General features: G+C 74.4%; 18 protein-coding genes. 9 read left to right on the forward strand and 9 right to left on the reverse strand.

Annotated elements, in window-relative coordinates:
* Positions 1–70 precede the first annotated feature (70 nt).
* Complete coding sequence (locus FHL79_RS17845; RefSeq protein WP_138759923.1) at positions 71–1,567, reverse strand: HNH endonuclease signature motif containing protein; 1,497 nt, start codon at positions 1,565–1,567, stop codon at positions 71–73.
* Between the two features lie 128 nt (positions 1,568–1,695).
* On the opposite strand from FHL79_RS17845, the gene FHL79_RS17850 reads away from it, so the two are divergent.
* From FHL79_RS17850 to FHL79_RS17860, 3 genes are all read left to right on the forward strand, one after another.
* Positions 1,696–2,283, forward strand: coding sequence for a DUF1349 domain-containing protein (locus tag FHL79_RS17850; protein WP_138759924.1), 588 nt, complete (start codon positions 1,696–1,698; stop codon positions 2,281–2,283).
* 87 nt (positions 2,284–2,370) lie between these two features.
* Complete coding sequence (locus tag FHL79_RS17855) at positions 2,371–4,599, forward strand: glycoside hydrolase family 3 C-terminal domain-containing protein (protein WP_138759925.1); 2,229 nt, start codon at positions 2,371–2,373, stop codon at positions 4,597–4,599.
* 7 nt (positions 4,600–4,606) lie between these two features.
* Positions 4,607–5,503, forward strand: coding sequence for a LysR family transcriptional regulator (locus FHL79_RS17860; protein ID WP_171058221.1), 897 nt, complete (start codon positions 4,607–4,609; stop codon positions 5,501–5,503).
* Here FHL79_RS17860 and FHL79_RS17865 read toward each other — a convergent pair.
* On the reverse strand, positions 5,490–6,554 hold the full coding sequence (locus tag FHL79_RS17865) for an MBL fold metallo-hydrolase (protein WP_246080935.1): 1,065 nt from the start codon (positions 6,552–6,554) through the stop codon (positions 5,490–5,492). The two genes, FHL79_RS17860 and FHL79_RS17865, sit on opposite strands and share 14 nt — an antisense overlap.
* A gap of 146 nt (positions 6,555–6,700) precedes the next feature.
* Between FHL79_RS17865 and FHL79_RS17870 the strand changes: the two genes are divergently transcribed.
* Positions 6,701–7,486 carry an SGNH/GDSL hydrolase family protein gene (locus tag FHL79_RS17870; RefSeq protein ID WP_138759928.1) on the forward strand — a complete coding sequence of 262 codons (786 nt, stop codon included), beginning with the start codon at positions 6,701–6,703 and terminating at the stop codon, positions 7,484–7,486.
* Here FHL79_RS17870 and FHL79_RS17875 read toward each other — a convergent pair.
* The 6 genes from FHL79_RS17875 to FHL79_RS17900 all read right to left on the reverse strand — a co-directional run bounded on the left by FHL79_RS17875 (position 7,483) and on the right by FHL79_RS17900 (position 13,394).
* Positions 7,483–9,156, reverse strand: coding sequence for an MDR family MFS transporter (locus tag FHL79_RS17875; RefSeq protein ID WP_138759929.1), 1,674 nt, complete (start codon positions 9,154–9,156; stop codon positions 7,483–7,485). The two genes, FHL79_RS17870 and FHL79_RS17875, sit on opposite strands and share 4 nt — an antisense overlap.
* Before the next feature lie 77 nt (positions 9,157–9,233).
* Positions 9,234–9,821: a TetR/AcrR family transcriptional regulator gene (locus tag FHL79_RS17880; protein ID WP_218938506.1), complete on the reverse strand. Its 588-nt coding sequence runs from the start codon at positions 9,819–9,821 to the stop codon at positions 9,234–9,236.
* A 64-nt stretch (positions 9,822–9,885) separates the two neighbouring features.
* Positions 9,886–10,440 (reverse strand): GNAT family N-acetyltransferase, encoded by a 555-nt coding sequence (locus FHL79_RS17885; protein ID WP_138759931.1) that lies wholly within the window; start codon positions 10,438–10,440, stop codon positions 9,886–9,888.
* Positions 10,437–11,561 (reverse strand): alpha/beta fold hydrolase, encoded by a 1,125-nt coding sequence (locus FHL79_RS17890; protein ID WP_138759932.1) that lies wholly within the window; start codon positions 11,559–11,561, stop codon positions 10,437–10,439. Before FHL79_RS17890 ends, FHL79_RS17885 begins: the two co-directional genes overlap by 4 nt.
* Positions 11,482–11,892 (reverse strand): hypothetical protein, encoded by a 411-nt coding sequence (locus FHL79_RS17895; protein WP_138759933.1) that lies wholly within the window; start codon positions 11,890–11,892, stop codon positions 11,482–11,484. The genes FHL79_RS17890 and FHL79_RS17895 overlap by 80 nt, the downstream gene beginning before the upstream one ends.
* Positions 11,889–13,394, reverse strand: a complete 1,506-nt coding sequence (locus FHL79_RS17900; protein WP_138759934.1) for a long-chain-fatty-acid--CoA ligase — start codon at positions 13,392–13,394, stop codon at positions 11,889–11,891. Before FHL79_RS17900 ends, FHL79_RS17895 begins: the two co-directional genes overlap by 4 nt.
* A 142-nt stretch (positions 13,395–13,536) precedes the next feature.
* On the opposite strand from FHL79_RS17900, the gene FHL79_RS17905 reads away from it, so the two are divergent.
* Positions 13,537–14,307: an SDR family NAD(P)-dependent oxidoreductase gene (locus FHL79_RS17905; RefSeq protein WP_246080931.1), complete on the forward strand. Its 771-nt coding sequence runs from the start codon at positions 13,537–13,539 to the stop codon at positions 14,305–14,307.
* 101 nt (positions 14,308–14,408) lie between these two features.
* Positions 14,409–15,329, forward strand: a complete 921-nt coding sequence (locus FHL79_RS17910) for an alpha/beta fold hydrolase (RefSeq protein ID WP_171058222.1) — start codon at positions 14,409–14,411, stop codon at positions 15,327–15,329.
* Positions 15,330–15,335: 6 nt separating this feature from the next.
* On the opposite strand, the gene FHL79_RS17915 is transcribed toward FHL79_RS17910, so the two are convergent.
* Entirely contained in the window at positions 15,336–16,367 is a 1,032-nt protein-coding gene (locus FHL79_RS17915) for a PfkB family carbohydrate kinase (protein WP_138759935.1), read from the reverse strand.
* A gap of 62 nt (positions 16,368–16,429) precedes the next feature.
* Between FHL79_RS17915 and FHL79_RS17920 the strand changes: the two genes are divergently transcribed.
* The 3 genes from FHL79_RS17920 to FHL79_RS17930 all read left to right on the forward strand — a co-directional run.
* Positions 16,430–17,209, forward strand: a complete 780-nt coding sequence (locus FHL79_RS17920) for an NmrA family NAD(P)-binding protein (RefSeq protein ID WP_246080933.1) — start codon at positions 16,430–16,432, stop codon at positions 17,207–17,209.
* A gap of 9 nt (positions 17,210–17,218) precedes the next feature.
* Positions 17,219–18,430 (forward strand): low temperature requirement protein A, encoded by a 1,212-nt coding sequence (locus FHL79_RS17925; protein WP_138759937.1) that lies wholly within the window; start codon positions 17,219–17,221, stop codon positions 18,428–18,430.
* Positions 18,431–18,475: 45 nt separating this feature from the next.
* The coding region (locus FHL79_RS17930; RefSeq protein ID WP_138759938.1) for a pyridoxal phosphate-dependent aminotransferase at positions 18,476–19,671 on the forward strand (1,196 nt) is incomplete at its 3' end.

Below are 19,671 nucleotides of genomic sequence, written 5' to 3' on the forward strand. Positions count from 1 at the left end.
TCGTCGCCGACGGGGGCGACCCGGTAGCGCGCGGATCGTGGCGCTCCTGCGGTTCCCGGCGGAACGCCGGTCAGAACGGTGGCGGGTCGTCATCGGGTGGTCGGGTCTGCGGTGCTGGGCTGATCGTCCGGGGTGGTGGCTCGTCGTCTCCCGGCCGGGCTGGTCGGGTGATGAGGACCTGGCCCGTGGGGGTGGTGAACCGGAGTGCCCCGTGCTGGAGGGCGTGCAGTTGCCAGCCGGGTGCTTGGTGGACGAGTCGGTGATGGTGGCGGCACAGGCAGCAGAGGTTCTCGGCCGAGGTGTCGCCGTCGGGCCAGCGGGTGAGGTGGTGGGTGTCGCAGCGTTGGGCGGTTCGGCGGCAGCCGGGGAACCTGCATCGGCGGTCGCGGTGCTGGACGAACCGTGTGAGTGGGTCGGTGGGCGTGTAGGCGTCGGTGGCCGGTGGTGGGCCGAGGGCGTGGCCGGCGCGCAGGCCGGTGGCGTCGGTGAGGGCGAGCAGTTGGCTGGTGAGTTCGTCGACCAGCCCGATGTGCGGCCGGTGTGCGAGCGCGGTGTCCCGGAGGTCGCGCGTGCCCAGCAGCGTGGCCACGTCACCCGCTGTCGCGTCGGTCGTCTCGTCGGCGGGGAGCAAGCCGAGGGCGCGGGCGAGGGCGCGGACGGTGTCGGCGGGCACGACGTCGCCGGAGATGACGCCGGGGTCGTCGCCGCCGAGCAGGGTCTGGATGGTGGCGATGATGGTGAGCTGCGCCTGCACCGGGGCCAAGCCGTGGGCGCCGGGTCGCAGGACGAGGTCGATGAGGCAGTCGACCATGCGCTGCTGCCGGGTGCGCGGGTCATCGGGGGTGTAGGCGGCGTCGGCGTACTGCCGCAGGGCGTCTTCGACCGCGCGGAGCACGGGCAGCGGCAGGTTGGTGACCGACAGGCTGCCCAGCCCATCGCCGGTGGGGTACACCGCGACCCCGCGGTCGCGTAGCGCGGCCTGCACCCGCTCCTTGATGGCGGCCCCGTCGAGGCGCTGGACGAGGCGGTGGGCGGCGGCGCGCAACTGGGTGGGGGTCTTGTGGCCGAGCCGGGCGAGCAGCCGTGCCTCGGCATCGGCGCGCAGATCGTCGTCGAGGGGTGCGACGACCTGGCACATCGCGGTGGCGTGGTCCCATGTCAGCTCGCCGACGGCGAGGGCGTCGAGGGTGGCGGGCAGCAGGTCGACCAGTTGCAGGGACTGCACCATCCACGCCAGGGCTCTGGCCGAGGTGATCGACAGGGCGGTGGCGACCTCGTCGACGGCCCACTCACTCACCGTGGCCAGGACCGAGGGCCGGGCGGCGCGGGTGGCCGCGGCGGCGGCACCGATCTCGGTGTCGGGCCGGTCGTCGGAAGCCGGCCGAGAGCGGCAGAACTCGACGATCCAGCGGGCCCGCCACGCCTCGGCCGAGCCGATCCGCTGCTGTTCCTCCCGCAGCATGTGCAGGGCGAGCGCACCGTCTTCCAGCGCCTCCCGCCACGGCGCGAACGACTCCTCCGACCAGCCCACGGAGGACTCGTCGACGATGTCAGCGCGTTCGATCACGTGTTCGATTGTATCGGGACGGCGAGGCGCTGACCAGCGGGAACGACACTTGTGGACAACCCGCGACAACGAGCGGACCTGTGGACGACGGCAGGCGAGCCGCACGCTCAACCGCTTATGGTGCGCCCATGACGGAGACCGTAGAACGGGTGCTGCCGTGGAGCGCCGGCAGCTGGACGACCGCGCCCGCCGCCGTCGTCGAGGAGGGGCCCGACCTGCTGGTCACCGCCGTGGAGGGCAGCGATGCCTGGCGGCACACCAGCTACGGCTTCGTCCACGACGACGCCCACGCGCTGCTCACCCCGCTCGACGGCGCGGTCGAGGTGACCTTCGACGCCGACTTCGACCAGCAGTTCGACCAGGCCGGGCTGCTGCTGCGGGCCGACCCGGAGACCTGGCTGAAGAGCGGGGTCGAGTTCTCTGACGGGGCTCTGCAGCTCGGTGCGGTGGTCACCCTCGGCCGCTCCGACTGGTCGGTGGCGCCGGTCCCGGGGTGGGCCGGGCGCCGGGTCACCGTCCGGGCCAGCCGCGACGGGGACGCCGTCACAGTCCGGGCCCGGGTGCACGACGAGCCGTTCCGGCTGGTCCGCCTCGCGCCCTTCCCGGCCGGGGCGACCGTGCTGGCCGGGCCCTACTGCTGCGCGCCCACGCGGGCCGGCCTGGTCGTCCGCTTCCGGCGCTGGACCACCGGCCCGGCCGACACAGCGCTGCACTGATCGCCAGGGGCATGCTCTCGGCGCACCGGCTACCGCTGGATGGCAGGGGCCCGGACGGCGCGGCGAGGGGGTCGGCAGGATCGGGGGGTGACCGCCACCACGCCGCCGGACCCCACGTCGCTGCCTCTCGAGCAGAAGGTGCTGCTCCTCTCCGGCCAGGACTTCTGGTCCACCCCTGCGGTCGCCGACGCCGGGCTGCCGTCGGTCGTGCTGACCGACGGGCCGCACGGCGTCCGCCGCCAGCAGGGCGAGTTCGACCAGATCGGACTGCTGGAGAGCGTCCCGGCCACCTGCTTCCCGCCTGCGGTCGCCGTCGGCTCCAGCTGGGACCCCGAGGTGGCCGAGCGGATCGGTGCCGCCGTCGGCGTCGAGGCCCGGGCCATCGGGGTCCCCGTCGTCCTGGGCCCGGGGGTGAACATCAAGCGGTCGCCGCTGGGCGGGCGCAACTTCGAGTACTACTCCGAGGACCCGCTGCTGGCCGGCGTGCTCGGCGCCGCCCACGTGCGCGGTCAGCAGGGCGAGGGCGTCGGCGCCTCGGTGAAGCACTTCGCGGCCAACAACCAGGAGACCCAGCGCATGCAGGTCAGCGCGGACGTCGACGAGCGGACGCTGCGCGAGATCTACCTGCCTGCCTTCGAGCGGGTGGTCACCGAGTCCCGGCCGGCGACCGTCATGTGCGCCTACAACAAGGTCAACGGCGTCTACGCCTCCCAGCACCACTGGCTGCTCACCGAGGTGCTCCGCGAGGAGTGGGGCTTCCGCGGCGCGGTCGTCTCCGACTGGGGCGCGGTCGACGACCGGGTGGCGGCGCTGGAGGCCGGGCTGGACCTGCAGATGCCCGGTGACCACGGTGCCGGCAACGCCCTCGTCGTCGACGCCGTCCGGGCCGGCCGGCTGGACGAGGCGGTCGTCGACCGCAGCGTCCGGCGGGTGGCCGCCCTCGCCGGGCTGGTCGCCGAACCCACGGCCGGCTTCGACGCCGACGCCCACCACGCGCTGGCCCGCGAGCTCGCCGCCGGCTGCGCGGTCCTGCTGAAGAACGACGGCAGCACCCTGCCGCTGGCCGCCGGCGCCCGGGTCACCGTGGTCGGTGAGTTCGCCCGCACCCCGCGCTTCCAGGGCGGTGGCAGCTCGCACGTCAACGCCACCCGGGTCGACGACGCGCTCACCGCCCTGCGCGACGCCGTGGACGTGACCTTCGCGCCCGGGTTCACCCTCGACGGCTCCGGGGACGCGACGGCGCTGCGCGAGGAGGCGGTCGCCGCCGCCCGCGGTGCCGAGGTCACCGTGGTCTTCGCCGGGCTGGCCGAGGCCGACGAGTCCGAGGGCTTCGACCGCACGACGCTGGACCTGCCCGCCGCCCAGGTCGACCTCATCCGGGCGGTGGCCGCGGTCAGCCTCCGCACCGTCGTCGTCCTCTCCACCGGCAGCGTCGTCTCGCTGGAGGGCTGGCACGACGACGTCGACGCCGTGCTCGCCGGCTTCCTGCTCGGCCAGGCCGGCGGCAGCGCGCTCGCCGACCTGCTCACCGGCGCGGTCGACCCCTCGGGTCGGCTGGCCGAGACGATCCCGCTCCGGCTGCAGGACACCCCCGCCTACCTGGCCTTCCCCGGCGAGCAGGGGCACGTCCGCTACGGCGAGGGCGTGATGGTCGGCTACCGGCACTTCACGACCGCCGAGCAGCCGGTGCGCTACCCGTTCGGTCACGGCCTCAGCTACACGACGTTCCAGACCACCGACCTGCAGGTCCGCACCCGGGGTGCCGACGGCGCGACGGTCACGGTGACGGTGACCAACACCGGGGAGCGGGCCGGCCGGCACGTGGTGCAGGTCTACGTCGCCACCGACGCCGGGCCGGTCCGCCGCCCGGCCCGGGAGCTGCGCGCGTTCACCAAGGTGTCGCTGGCCGCGGGCGAGTCCACGTCCGTGGCGTTCGAGCTGGACCGGCGCGCCTTCGCGTACTGGGACGTCCGCGAGCACGACTGGGTCGTCGCGCCGGGGGAGTACACGGTGCAGGTCGGCGCCAGTGCGGCCGACGTCGTCGACCAGCGCACGGTGACGCTGGCCGGCGACGAGGTCGTGCCGGAGCTGACGATGCAGTCCTCGGTCGCCGAGTGGTTCGCCCACCCGGTGGCCGGCCCCCAGCTGCTCGAGGGGTTCCTGGCGACCATGCCCGAGGGCGCCGCGGAGATGCACGCCGGGATGCTGCAGATGATCGGCTCCATGCCGATGCGCCGGTTCACCGCCGACTTTGGCGCGGCCGTCCCCGCCGCGGAGCTGGAGCGGTTGATGGCCGCGGCGCGGGCCGCCCGCTGAGGTGGAGGTGACCGCGCACGCCCTGCGGTACTTCGTGGCGGTGAGCGAGGAGCTGCACTTCGGGCGAGCGGCCGCCCGGCTGCACCTCACGACCCCGTCGCTGAGCGAGCAGGTGGCGAAGTTGGAGAAGCAGTTGGGGGTGGAGCTGTTCGTGCGCAGCCCCCGGGGTGTCGAGCTGACCGACGCCGGGCTCGAGCTCCTGCCGCTGGCCCGGGCGGCCATGGACGCCCACGACGCGGTCGCCGACTGGGCCGCGGCGCGGGCCCGCGCGCAGACCGGGACAGTTCGGGTCGGGGTCTTCGCGGCGGTCGCCTCCGCCGTCCGCCGCGACGCCTTGCAGCTGATGGCGGCCCGCCACCCGGAGATGCTGCTCGTGTCCCGCCGCATGGGGTCCCAGGAGCAGCTCGCGGCGCTGCGCACCGGGCATCTGGACGTCGCCTTCCTCCCGCAACCCATGCCGGAGGCGCTGCCCGGGATCCGCTGGGCCACGGTGTCGCGGCAGTCGCGGGTGCTCATGCTGCCCGCGGGGCACCCGCTGGCCGACCGCCGCGAGGTGGACCTGCAGGAGACCAACGGCGAGCTGTTCGTCATGGCTGCCGTGGACCCGGCCGGGGCCGCTCGTTGGCTGGTCGACCCCCGGGCGGACGGGAGTTCACCGGCACGGGGACCGGTCGCCGCCGACTTCGAGGAGGTGCTCGACCTGGTCGCTGCAGAGCGCGGGGTCAACATCACCGGTGCCGACGCCGCGCAGCACTACCGGCGCCCGGGCATCGTGTTCGTGCCGCTGACCGGGGTCGAGGATGCGCTCGCCGCCCTGTGCTGGCGGGCGGACGAGCGCGACACGGCCGTGCTCGCCTACGTCGCGACCGCCCGCCGGCTGGCTGCTGCGGCTACAGCCGGATGACGTCGAGGTCTGACGGCGCGACGATCTCCCCGCGGTAGCCGATGCTGCGCGCCGCGTCCCGCGCCTTCCTGAGGTAGACGGCAGGCGGCTGCGGCGTGGGCGTGTAGTGGCAGAACACCAACTTCTCCGCGCCCGCGGCCTTGGCCACCGCCGGCAGGTCCCGCACGTTCGAGTGCGCTTCGTAGAGGTGCTGGCGCAGCGCGGCGCCCTGCGCGGCCGGCAGGCCCGCCGCGAGCTCGTCGACCCGGTCGTTGTCCTGGCACTCGTGCACGAGCACGTCGCAGCCCTGCGCAAGGCCGATCAGGTTCTGGTCGGGTGCCGCGGTGTCGCCGGAGAAGACGACGACCTTCCCGGTGCGCTTGACGGTGAAGCGGTAGGCGTAGGCGTTGGGCACCTCGGCGCCGTGGAACACGCGGGTCGCCTCGACCGTCACGTTCTCGTCCTCCATCACCGGGCTCGCCGCGGCTGCCACCGTCACGTCGTGCGCCGTCACCGGTGGGAAGGGCGGGAACCCGCCGCCGGTGGTGAACAGGCCGATGTCCTGGGCGAAGGTCCGGGCCTCGATCCCATCGACCTTGGCGGCCATGTCCGGCGGGCCCCACAGGTCCAGCGTCGCCAGACCCGGCCGGGTGACCCAGCCGTGCAGCAGCAGGTCGGGCAGCCCGGAGGTGTGGTCAAAGTGGTGGTGGGTGATGAAGGCGTGCCGCACGGCGGCGAAGCCGAGCCCGGACTGCACGAGCTGCCGGGCGGTGTCCAGCCCACAGTCGACCAGGTAGACGACGTCGTTGACCACGAGGGCGATCGCCGGCTTGGCCAGACCGGGGTTCACCACGGGTCCGCCGTCGACGCCGAGCATCACGATCCGGTCGCCGGAGATGTCCTTGTTGCCCGCTTGGGCTGGCGTCGTCCCGAACCGGGTCATCGCGCCCGCGACGGCGGCCGTGCCGCCGGCCAGGACGGCGGACTTCAGCAGGGTCCGTCGGGAGGCCGTGGCGGCGAGCGGGTCGGCGTCGGGCCGTTCGGCCGAGTCGGTCGGGTGGGCGTCGCACATGTCGGTCACTGCCTTTGTCTGTCGGCGCGTGGCGCGGCCTCGGTGCCGGGCTGCGGGACTGCCCGGTCAGTGTCAGCCGCCTGCCGTCACCGACTCCACGTGGACCTCCCGAACGAGCGTTAGGGACGGTGGGGAAGGCTGCAGTCATGCCGACCTACGTCGCCCTGGGCAGCTCCTTCGCCGCCGGCCCGGGGATCGACCCGATCGTCGTCCCCGCCTGTGGCCGGTCGGCGCGCAACTACCCGGCCCTCCTCGCCGAGCGGCTGGGGTACGACCTGGTCGACGTCACCTCCGGAGGTGCCGGCGTGGACGACGTGCTGACCCGGCGGCAGTCGCTGCTCACCGGCGGCACGGTCCCGCCGCAGCTCGAGGCGCTGCTGCCGGACGCCGACCTGGTCACGGTGACCATCGGCGGCAACGACGTCGACTACCTGCTCACCCTGCTGCGCTGCTCCTACCGCGCCGACCCGGCCGGTGCGCCGGAGGCGGCCGGGGCGTTCTTCGGGACACCGATCGATGCCGACGCGGTCGACGCGGCGCTGGCCGCGCTGCCGACCCGGTTGGCCGGGCTGGTCGACGCCGTCCGCCAGCGCGCGCCGCGGGCGCGGGTGGTGCTGGTCGACTACCTGACCGTGGTACCCGAGCAGGGCACCGCAGCGTTCCCGATGAGCGAGGAGCACCGGGTGCTGTGCGCCGGCATCGGCCGGCGCCTGGAGGCGGCCACCGCCACGGCCGCCCGGGACTCGGGAGCGGAGCTGGTGGCCACCTCGGCGATCTCCCGGGACCATGCGGTCGGCTCCGGCGACCCGTGGGTCACCGGCTGGGAGTTCGGCGACCTGCTCGCCGGCGGCGTCGCGCCGTACCACCCCAACGCCGCCGGCATGCGCGCCGTCGCCGACCTGCTGGTCGACCGGCTGGGCCGAGTCCCCTAAGTGCGGAGGGACGCCTCGTCGCCGGTCGTGGCCGCCGGCTGGTCGGCGACGAGGGTGACCGGCGGGACGACGGGCAGGTCCTCCTCGCGCTCCACCGCCTCGCCGCGGGCGACCATGCCGGCCACGTCGGACAGCGGCACCTCGCGCAGCGCGAAGGCCAGCAGCAGGGCCACGACGAGGATCGGCACCAGGTACCAGAACACCGGCGCCAGCGCGTCGGCGTAGGCGTCGACGATCGCGGTGCGCAGCGGCTCCCCGGCGGCCTGCACGGCGGAGGGCACCAGGGTCTCCGGCGAGGTGATGCCGGCCTGCACCGCCTGTTCGGCGTTGCCGGTCAGCGCGGAGGTGAGGCTCTCGGCCAGCCGGCTGGTGAACAGCGTGCCGAACACCGCGACGCCGAGGGTGGCGCCGACCTCGCGGAAGTAGTTGTTGGTCGACGTCGCCGTGCCGATCTGCCCGGCCGGGACGGCGTTCTGGGCGGCGAGCACGACGTTCTGCATGATCAGGCCCAGGCCGGCGCCGAGGACGAAGAACATCGCGCCGACGGTCCACAGCGAGGTGCCGCCGGACAGCGTGGTCATCCAGAGCATCGCGGCCAGGATCAGCGCCACCCCGGCGATGGTGAGGACCTTGTACCGGCCGGTCCGCTGGATGAAGCCGGCCGAGCCCTGGATGGTCAGGATGATGCCGGCGGTCATCGGCAGCATGAGCAGGCCGGAGTTCGCCGCCGACAGCCCCGAGCTCATCTGCAGGTAGGTCGGCATGAACGCGATCGCGGCGAACATGCCCAGGCCCACCGCCATGCCCAGCGCCGTCGCGACGACGAACGTCGGGTTGCGGAACAGCGAGAGCGGGACGATGGGCTCCGCCGCTCGACGCTCGACGAGCACGAAGACCACCACCGAGACGACGAACGCGGCGATGAACAGCAGCGTCCGCGGCGCGCCCCAGCCGTCGCTGCCGCCGAAGTCGGTGAACAGGACGAGCGAGGTGGTGGTCGCCGACAGCGCGATGATGCCGGAGTAGTCCAGCGGCGTGGTGTTGCGCTTGCGGGGCAGGGTGAGGGCGAACCAGCCGATGGTGAAGGCCGCGAGCCCGACGGGCACGTTGACCCAGAAGCACCACTCCCAGCCCAGCGCGGCCGAGTCGGTGAAGAAGCCGCCCACCAGCGGGCCGGCCACCGCCGACAGGCCGAACAGCGCACCGATCGGGCCCATGTACTTGGCCCGCTCCCGGGCCGGGACGATGTCGGCGATGATCGCCTGGGACAAGATCATCAGCCCGCCACCACCCAGCCCCTGCACGCCCCGCCAGACCACGAGCCACCCGAAGGACGGCGACAGCGCGGCACCGAGGCTGGCCAGCGTGAACAGCCCGATGGCGATGAGGAACAGGTTGCGGCGGCCCCACAGGTCGCCGAACTTGCCGTAGACCGGCATGACCAGGGTGGTCGCCAGCAGGTAGGCGGTGGTCATCCACGCCATGTGCGAGACGCCGCCGAGGTCGCCGACGATGGTCGGCATGGCGGTCGAGACGATCGTCTGGTCCAGCGCCGCCATCAGCATGCCGGCGATCAGCGCCGAGAAGATGATGTTGATCCGGCGCCGGGTCAGCACGATGACGGGTGCCGTGCTGTCGACGGGCTGGGCGTCGGTGGGCGGGGCCTGCATGGTCGTGCTCCTCAGTCGTTCGACGGTGCCGCGGGCGCGCGGCACCAAGGGTGGTGCGGGGAGGACGAGGTCCTCCGTCAGCCGGGCAGGCCGGCGGCGACCGCGTCCCAGGCCTCGTCGACGAGGTCGGGGAGGGAGGCGGTGAAGTCGCTGGCGAACCAGCGGTGCAGCGAGGTGCGCATCGCGGCGGCGGCCACGGCGGCGAGCAGCATCGGCAGGACGTCGTCCAGGTGCCCGCCGGTGCGCGCAGCGATCGCCGCGGCGAGCACCCGGTCGTGCTCGCCGAAGGCGGCGGCCAGCCGGCCGACGAGCGCCGGGTGTGCCTCGATGACCTGCACCCGCAGCCGCCACAGCTGCGGGTCCTCGGCCATCTCGGTCGCCTGGTCGCGGGCCAGCGCACGCATGGCCGCGACGGCCGACTCGTCCGCCGGCCGGGCGATCAGCGCCTCTGCCTGCCGCGCCGGGGCCGCCGGGTCCAGCCCGACCACCGCGTCGTCCTTGGAGGTGAAGTAGTTGAAGAAGGTGCGCGGGGAGACGTCGGCGCGGGCGGTGATGTCCTCGATCGACACGTGCTCCAGGCCGCGCTCGGCCACCAGCCGCAGGGCCGCCTCGTGCAGCGCGAGCCGGGTGGCCAGCTTCTTGCGCTCCCGCAGCCCCGACGTCACGGGCTCATGGTGTCCTGATGCTGCACGGACTGCAAACATGCGCTGCCTGCACGGCGCGCCGGCCTCAGCCGGCCGGCTCGTCCAGGGCGTCGGCGACCCCGACCGCGGTCATGCCCGACCACGTGTCGCCGACGTGGTGGGCCAGCACCATGAGGTCGCGCAGCTCCCCGTCGCGGTCGCGGATCTGGTCGCGGAGCAGCGCCTCGCCGGTGAAGCCCAGCGCGGTGAACAGCGTCAGGGCCGGTCCCTGGCCGGGCACCACCTCGACGACCAGCTTCCGCAGCCCCGCCTCGACGGCCTGCACCAGGGCGTGCCGCGCCAGGTCGCGACCGAGGCCGGTGCCGCGGGCCGCAGGAGCCACGACCAGGCGGACCTCGCCGACGTGGTCCGACCACCCGGACAGCGGCAGGACGGCGACGTAGCCGCACACCCCGCCGTCCTCCCCGGTCCCCGGGACGGCGACCCACCGGGAGCCACCGGCCGGCTCGGCGGCCCAGGCGTGCACGGTGGCGGGGTCGCTGACGTCCTCCCTGATGAACGTGCGGTCGCCGTCGGGCAGGTCGCGGAAGAAGGCCACCAGGGCCTCGGCGTGGTCGGCGGAGAGCGGGACGATGGTCACTGCTCCGCTCCTGTCGTGCGGCGGTCGGGGCCCTCGTCGCTGACGTCGTCGCTCCGCCGGCGGAGGAAGTCGATGATCGTGGGCACCGTCGTCCGGGCCGCCGTCCGGCCGACGACGAGCCCCATGTGCCCGGCGTCCAGCGCCAGCTCGTGCTTGTCCGCGGAGCCGACCAGCTCGATCAGCGGCGCGGTCGCGGCGGTCGGCACGATGTGGTCGCGGGTGGCCCGGACCGTCAGGAAGGGCAGCGTGACGTCCCGCAGGTGCACGGTGTCACCGCCCAGGCTCAGCCGGTCGGTGAGCATCCCGTTGTCGCGCAGCAGCATCTGCACCGCCTGACGTGCCGCGGCTCCCGGGAACGGCACGTGGTCGTCCGACCAGCCGGTCATCGCCTGGTAGGCGGCCACGTACTCGTCGTTCCACAGCCGCTCCCACAGGGTCACGTACCGGGTCACCTCGGCCACCGGGGTCAGCGCCTTGAACCCCTGGAGCACGACCTGCGGGGGCACGTTGCCCGCGCTGTCGACGACGTCGCCGACCTCGAGGCCGCCGGAGGCGAAGACGTCGGCGAGCGGGCCCAGGTGCCGGAAGTCGACCGGGGTGGCCAGCACGGTGAGGCTGCGCACCGGTGCCTCGGGGTGGTGCGCGGCGTAGAGCAGCGCGAGGTCCCCGCCGAAGCAGTAGCCGACCATGGTCAGCTCCTCGGTGCCCGAACGCTCGAGCACCCGGGCCACGGCCGCCGGGACGTAGTCGTCGACGTAGTCCTCGAGTTGGTTGTGCGCGTCCCGCTCGTCGGGCTCACCCCAGTCGAGGAGGTAGACGTCGAACCCCGCGGCGAGCAGCTGCTCCACGAAGCTGTTGCCCGGGGTCAGGTCGAGGATGTAGCTGCGGCTGATCAGGCTGAAGACGATCAGCAGCGGCGGCGAGTGCCGGACGTCGTCGTTGCGGTAGTGCCACAACTGGGTGCGGCCCTGCTGCCAGACGACGTCCTTCGGGGTCTGGCCGATCCCCGGGCGGTCGGCGCCGGCGACCAGCCGGATGCCGTTACGCGCCCGGAGGGCGTTGCGTTCGACGTCGCGCCGGACGCGGTCCAGCACCGTCTGCGGGTTCGGCACACTCGGCATGGGGCTCCTCGACGTCGGGGTGGCGTGCGGCGGGCGGCCGGGCGGGCCGGCGCCGTTCGAGCTCCAGCTGCACGCTCAGCCGCCGGACCTCCCGGTCCAGTGCGCCGATCTGGGTCCGCAGCCGGCTCACGTCGCTGCCGGCGGGCAGGTTGAGCAGGTGCCAGGCGCGGGCGGAGACGCCCTCGGCCGAGCTGCGCGCCAGCGCCTGCGCCCGCCGCAGCACGGCGGCGCCGACGGCGAAGGACGGCGTGCGGACCAGCCGGTCGGCGTGCGGGGTGACCCGGCGCTCGGCGGCGTCGTAGGCCTGCCGCCACAACGGTGCCTCCGTCATCGCGTGCCCACCTCCGCGGGCACCTCCACCGCGCGACGCAGGATCTTGCCGGTCGGGCCCTTGGGCAGCGCGTCGACCAGCCAGAGCTGCCGCGGGTACTTGTAGGCGGCGACCCGCGCCTTGACGAACTCGCGGAGCTCGTCGGGGTCGGCGCTGGCACCGGGCTTCAGCGCGACCGCCGCGGCGACCTCCTCGCCGAGGTCGGGGTGGGCGATGCCGATGCAGGCGACCTCCGCCACGGCGGGGTGCTCGTAGAGCGCCTCCTCGATCTCCCGCGGGTAGACGTTGTACCCGCCGCGGATGATCATCTCCTTCTTGCGGTCGACGATGAAGTAGTAGCCGTCCTCGTCCCGCCGGGCCAGGTCGCCGCTGCGGAACCAGCCGTCCGGGATGGCCTTCGCCGTGTCCTCGGGCCGCTGCCAGTAGCCCTTCATCACGTTCTCGCCGCGGATGGCGATCTCGCCGACCTCGCCCACCGCGACGTCCTTGCCGTCGTCGTCGACCAGCCGCTGCTCCACGCCGCGGATGGGCACGCCGATCGACCCGGGCTTGCGCTCGGCGTGCGGGTGGTTGAACGCGGCCACCGGCGAGGTCTCGGACAGCCCGTAGCCCTCCAGCACGATGCAGCCGAACGTCTCCTCGAACGACCGCATCACCTCCACCGGCATCGCCGACCCGCCGGACACGCACAGCCGCAGCGTCGACACGTCGGCGCCGTCGCGGTCGGGCGCGTGCAGCATCGCGGAGAACATGGTGGGGACGCCCTCGAACACGGTGACCGAGTCACGCTCGATCACCGCCAGCGCCTTGGCCCCGTCGAAGCGCGGGATCAGCGTCAGGCACGCGCCGGCCAGCACCCCGGCGTTCAGCGAGCAGGTGAGCCCGAAGACGTGGAACAGCGGTAGGCAGCCCATGATCACGTCGTCCGGGGTGCCCTCCAGCAGGGTCTCCTCGGTGGTGCGGGCGTTGCTGCCCAGACCGTCGTGGGTGAGCTCCGCGCCCTTGGGCTTCCCGGTGGTGCCGGAGGTGTAGAGGATGACGGCGGTGTCGCCACCCGCCCGCTCGACCGGCGCCGTGAGGTCCGGCTCACCGGCCATCAGCTCCTCGGGCAGCGCGGCGCCGACGGTCACCGCGTCGATGCCCACCGTGCCGGCGGCCTCGGTGACGGCGGCCGCCGCCTGCTCACCGGTCACGACGACCCGCGCCCCGGAGTCGGACAGGAAGTACTCGACCTCGCGCGCCTTCAGCAGCGGGTTCATCGGCACGACCACCGCCCCGGCCAGCAGCGCGCCGTAGAAGACCACCGGGAAGGACAGCACGTTGGGCAGCACCATCCCCACCCGGTCGCCGGGTTCCACGCCGCGCGCCCGGAGCCCCGCGGCGACGCGGAAGGCCGCGTCCCGGAACTCGCGGTACGTCATCGACGCCTCGTCCATCCGCAGCGCGGTGTGGTCGCCCTCCCGCTCCGCGGTGTCCAGCAGGTTCTGTGCCAGGTTGCTCATCGTCGACTCCCCCTCGGTCACCAGCCCCCCGCCTACCCGCCCGGGCGGTGATCTACCGCACATCCCCGATACCGTTCCGAGATCGACGGGACACCGTCCGGCAGCGGGCCGGACCCCCGCGGTGGCGGAGGAGCGGGCACCCGTGGCGGACCGCAGGATCCTGGACATGTTCTCCCTCGACGGCCGCGTGGCGATCGTGACCGGCGCCTCGTCGGGCCTGGGGGCGGTGTTCGCCCGCGCCCTGGCCGAGGCCGGTGCCGACGTCGTGCTCGCCGCCCGGCGGGAGGACCGGCTGGTTGGCACCCGCGAGGCGGTCGAGCGGGCCGGCCGGCGAGCGGTCCCGGTGCGCACCGACGTCTCCCGGCCGGAGGACTGCCAGGCGCTCGTGGACACGGCCATGGCGGAGTTCGGCAAGGTCGACGTGCTGGTCAACAACGCCGGCATCGGCACCGCCGTGCCGGCAACCCGGGAGACGCCCGAGCAGTTCCGCTCGGTGATCGACGTCAACCTCAACGGCTGTTACTGGATGGCGCAGGCCTGCGGCCGGGTGATGCAGCCGGGCAGCTCCATCGTCAACATCTCCAGCATCCTGGGGCTGACCACGGCCGGGCTGCCGCAGGCCGCCTACGCCGCCAGCAAGGCCGGGTTGATCGGGCTGACCCGGGACCTCGCCCAGCAGTGGACCGGCCGCAAGGGCATCCGGGTCAACGCCCTCGCCCCGGGGTTCTTCGCCTCGGAGATGACCGACGGCTACGCGGAGGGCTACCTGGAGTCGCAGCTGGGGCGGGTGCTGATGAACCGGCCCGGGGACCCCGAGGAGCTGGCCGCGGCGCTGGTCTTCCTGGTCAGCGACGCCGGCGGCTACGTCACCGGCACCACGCTGCCGGTCGAGGGCGGCCTGCTCACCAGCTGAGCGGGCGGGCCCCCGCCGATCGCGACCGCGGGACGCCGACCGCAGACTGGGTGCCCGAGTCACCGGTCAGCGGGGGCGCCGGCGGGAGGAGACCCGGAGCGATGACGGATGCGGGGCAGGACGGGCCGGTCGGGGACAGCCGGATCGTGGACCTGGGTGGGCCGGTGCACGTCGTCGACCACGGAGGCGCCGAGCACGGGCCGACCGTCGTCCTGGTGCACGGGCTCGGTGGCTCGCACCTGAACTGGGACCTGTTCGCGCCGCTGCTCACCCCGCATGCCCGGGTGCTCGCGCTGGACCTGCCGGGCTTCGGGAGCAGCGAGCCCGGCACCCGGCGGGCCACCGTGCAGGCCAACGTGGCGGTGCTGGACCGGTTCCTGCGCGAGGTCGCCGGGACCCCGGTGGTCCTGGTGGGCAACTCGATGGGCGGGATGATCTCGGTCCTGGCGACGGCGGCCGCACCGGAGCTGGTGCGCGCGCTGGTGCTGCTCGACCCCGCCGTCCCCGGCCCGCTCCGGCGCCCCGACCCGCTGGTCGGCCTCACCTTCGCCACGTACGCGATCCCCGGGGTGGGGGAGTACGCCCTCCGGGCCCGCCGGCTCCGGGTCGGCCCGCGGACCCAGGTGCTGGACATGCTCCGGCTCTGCGGTGTCGACCCGGCCACCGTCCCGGCGGCGCTGGTGGACCGGTCGGTGGCGCTGGTGGAGCAGCGGCGCGACGTCGAGGGCATGGACCGGGCCCTGCTGGCCGCGGCCCGATCCCTGCTGCGCGTGCTCGCCGACCCCCGCCGCTACCGCGAGGCGATGGCGGCCATCGAGGTGCCGGTGCTGCTGGTCCACGGCGACCGGGACCGGCTGGTGTCGGTGCACAACGCCCGGGACGTCGCCGCCCGCAACCCGGGCTGGCGCTACGTGGAGCTGCCCGGTGTCGGGCACACCCCGCAGCTGGAGGTGCCCGAGGAGCTGGCGGCCCTGGTGCTCGGCTGGCTCGCCGACCTGCCGTCGGAGCCGACGGCCCGCTGACCCCGCTCAGCCGCGGGCGGCGTCCACCTCGGCGCGGGTGGGCGGGTCGGCGCCGACCCGGGTGCAGGCCAGCGCGGCGACGAGCGCGGCCTCGGCCACGATCGGCTCGAGTGCGTCGTCGGTCAGCTGCTCGAGCGCAGCCCGGCCGGTGACGCCGGACCGCAGCAGGCCGGAGAGGAAGCCGGCGGCCAGTGAGTCGCCGGCTCCCACGGTGTCCACGATCTGCACGGTCGGCGGGGTCACCTGCCGCAGCCGGCCCCCGGGGCGGGCCACCCGCAGCGGCGCGCCGCCGTCGGTGAGCAGCACCACGGCGGGCCCACGCTCGGCCCAGCGGCGGGCCGCCTCGTCGAGGTCGGTGGTCCCCGGCTCCAGCCAGGCGAGGTCCTCGGCGCTGACCTTCACCACGTCGGCGGCGGCGACCAGCCGGTCGAGCCGGCGGCGCACGTCGGCGGCGGTGTTGCCGAACCCCTCGGCGAGCATCGGCCGGATGTTGGGGTCGACGCTCACCAGCGCCGTGCCGCCGGCCCGCAGCCGCTCGACCAGGCCGGCGATCGGCTCGCAGCCGGGCGCCGTCCAGCTGGAGATCGACCCGACGTGCACCGCCCGGGAGTCGGCCGACCAGCCGGCCTCCAGCTCGGCGTCGGTCCACTGCCAGTCGGCCGCGCCGAGGACGTGGAACCCGTAGTCGGCGGAGCCGTCCGGGGCCAGCCCGACGACGGCGAGGCTGACCGGGTCGCCGGAGTCCACCGCACCGTCGAGGTCGACGCCGGACAGCTCGGCGTGCCGGCGCAGGTTGCCCGCCAGCGGCCCCCGACCGAACCGGGCCATCAGCCGCACCGGCTGACCGAGCCGGCCGGCGGCCACCGCGACGTTGAGCGCGTTGCCGCCGGGCCGGGCGACGTACCGCGGAGCGGTGCCCTCCGGGCCGGCGTCGGCCGACCGGTCGGGGATGAGGTCGACGACCAGCTCGCCCAGCACGGTGAGGACGGCGGGCGACGGGTCGGCCGGAGGAGTGCTGCTCGACGTCGAGTTGACCACGCCGTGAGCCTGCCAGGAACGGAGCCGGTCCGTCGGCCAGGTCGATCGAGGAAGTTCGCACCGTGACCTCCGCCCGCCCTCACCGGCTCGTCCGGGCAGCTCGGCGGGCGCCGCAGCTGCCGGGCAGCGCCGTCGCGATCGCCTCCTACGACGACGGGGCGGCGGTGCGTGCGGCGCTCGCCGGGACCTCCACCGTGCTGATGGTGTCGGCCGCCGAGCACCCCGACCGGCTCGGCCAGCACCGCACCTTCGTCGACGCGGCAGCCGAGGTCGGCGTCGAGCACCTGGTCTACGTCTCCTTCCTGGGTGCCGCGCCCGACGCGACGTTCACGCTGGCCCGTGAGCACTGGGCCACCGAGGAGCACGTCCGTGCGCGGGGCCTGCGCGCGACGTTCCTGCGGGACTCCCTGTACGCCGACTTCCTCCCGCAGCTGGTCGGCGAGGACGGGGTGATCCGCGGGCCGGCCGGCCGGGGCCGGGTCGCGGCGGTCGCGCAGGACGACATCGCCGACGCCGCCGTGGTCGTGCTGCGCGATCCAGCTCCGCACGCCGGGGTGACCTACGACCTCACCGGCCCGGCGGCGCTGACCCTGACCGAGGTGGCGGCGACGATCACCGCGGTCACCGGCCGGGAGGTCCGGTACCAGCCGGAGACGCTCGAGGAGGCCCGTGCCTCGCGTGCCCCGTACGGCGCGCCCGACTGGCAGGTCGACGCCTGGGTCTCCACCTACACCGCGATCGCGGCGGGGGAGATGGCCCGGGTGGGCACCGCGGTCACCGACCTCACCGGCCGCCCCGCCCGCCCCCTCGCCCAGGTGGTGGAGGAGACCCCGAAGGGGTAGCGGGGGGAGGTGGCCGACCCGAGCGCTGTCCGCAGGTCCCTCCGCGCGGTGCGCTCGGCCGGGCTGGTGCGTCCACCGAGCCTGACGACGGACGACGAGCGGACGGCGTCGCGGCTGGAGCTCTTCTTCGACCTGGCCTTCGTCCTGGTGGTCGCCGAGCTGGCCGGCGCGCTGCGCGAGGACGTGTCCGCGCAGAGCGTGGCGGTCTTCGCCGGCCTGTTCGCCACCGTCTGGTGGGCCTGGGTCAGCTCCACGCTGTACGCCAACCGCTTCGACCACGACGACGTCGTGTTCCGGTTGTACAAGCTGGCGAGCATGGCAGCGGTGATCGGGCTGGCCGCCACGGCGTCGGAGGCCACCGGCGAGCGGCCGGCCCTCTTCGCCGGCTGCCAGGTGCTGCTGCGGGTGGTGCTGCTGCTGCAGTACGCCCGGGTGCACCGGCACGTCGCGCAGGCGCGGCCGCTGGCCCGCACCTACCTGCTGGCCTTCACCGTCGGCGGACTGCTGTGGGCGGTGTCGATGGCCGTGCCGGCACCGGTCTGCTTCGTCCTCTGGGGACTGGCCGTCGCGGTGGAGGTCCTCGCGCCGCTGCGGGCCACGGCGGCGTCCTCCGACGTCCCGCTGCACATGGAGCACCTGCCCGAGCGGTTCGCGCTGTTCGTCATCCTGGTGCTCGGCGAGTCCGTCGCCGCGGTGGCGCACGGGCTGTACGAGGCGCACTGGACGGCGGAGGCGGTGGCCGTGGGGGCGGTGTCCTTCGTGCTCGCCGCCGCGCTGTGGTGGAGCCACTTCGACCTGGCCGGGGCCGGCGCCAAGCGGCTGCTGGCCGAGGCCGGTGGCGATCGCAGCGAGCGGGCCCACGACGTGTACGTCTTCGGGCAGCTGCCCATCGCCCTGGCCCTCGCCGGGGTCGGCGCGGGGATCCAGCTGGCGGTGCTGGAGAGCGGGCAGGGCGACGTGCCGCTGGGCACCCGGGTGCTGCTGGCCGGCGGGGTGGCGCTGTACCTGGCGGCGGTCAGCGTGCGGAACAGCGGGATGGCCACCGGTGGCAGCCACGGGTGGTGGTGGCCGGTGCTGGCCGCGGCTCTCGCGGCGCTGGACCTCGCGCTCGACCTCCCGGCGGTGGTGGTGGTCGGTGCGCTGACCGCCCTGCTGGTCGCGGTGATCGTCGTCGGCACCGTGCAGCGGGCGACCGGCGACCTCGAGGTCGACCCGGTCTGAGCGGCCGGGCGCCGTGACGGGCACACGAGACGGCAGGATGTCGGCGTGACCCGCGCGCCGTACCTGTCCAGCCGCCTGCAGGGCTTCGGGACGACGGTCTTCGCCGAGATGAGCGCCCTGGCGGTGGCCACCGGCTCGATCAACCTGGGGCAGGGCTTCCCCGACGAACCCGGCCCCGCCGAGGTGCTCGACGTCGCCCGCGCGGCGATCGGCACCGCCCACGACCAGTACCCGCCGGGCCCCGGCCAGCTCGACCTGCGGACCGCCGTCGCCGAGCACCAGCAACGCTTCCACGGGCTGACCTACGACCCGGCCGACGAGGTGCTGGTGACGGCGGGTGCGACCGAGGCGCTGACCGCCGCGCTGATCGCGCTGCTCGAGCCCGGTGACGAGGTGGTGCTGTTCGAGCCGATGTACGACAGCTACGCCGCCGCGGTCGCGATGGCCGGCGGCGTGCTCCGCCCGGTGCCGCTCCGCCCGCCGGCGGCCGTCGCCGGTGGCGTCACCGACGCCCCGTGGACCTTCGAGGAGGCCGACCTGCGGGCGGCGGTGACCCCGCGGGCCCGGCTGCTGCTGCTCAACACCCCGCACAACCCGACCGGCAAGGTGTTCACCGCCGCCGAGCTCGCGGTGCTGGCCGACGTCGCGCAGGCCGCCGACCTGCTGGTGGTCACCGACGAGGTGTACGAGCACCTGGTCTTCACCGGCGCCGAGCACGTCTCGCTCGCGACCCTGCCCGGCATGCGGGAGCGGACGCTGGTGGTCAGCAGCGGCGGCAAGACGTTCAACACCACCGGCTGGAAGACCGGCTGGGTCTGCGGCCCGGCGCCGCTGGTCGCCGCGGTCCGCACCGCCAAGCAGTTCCTCACCTACGTCAACGGCGGGCCCTTCCAGCCGGCGATCGCGGCCGGGCTGCGGCTGCCCGACGGGTACTTCCGGCACGTCGCGCGCGACCTGGAGCAGCACCGCGACCTGCTGGTCACCGGGCTGGCCGGGGCGGGGCTGCCGGTGATCAGCCCGCAGGCCACCTACTTCGCCACCGTCGACGTCCGGCCGGTGCAGCCCGACGGCGACGGGTGGGCGTTCTGCCGGTCGCTGCCCGAGCGGGCCGGGGTGGTCGCCGTCCCGACCGAGGTGTTCTACGCCCCGGAGCACGCGGCGATGGGTCGGCACCTGGTGCGGTTCGCGTTCTGCAAGCGTGCGGAGGTCATCGGGGAGGCCGTGGCCCGGTTGGCCAGGGT

The organism is Modestobacter altitudinis, assembly GCF_005930475.1.
Classification (GTDB): domain Bacteria; phylum Actinomycetota; class Actinomycetes; order Mycobacteriales; family Geodermatophilaceae; genus Modestobacter; species Modestobacter altitudinis.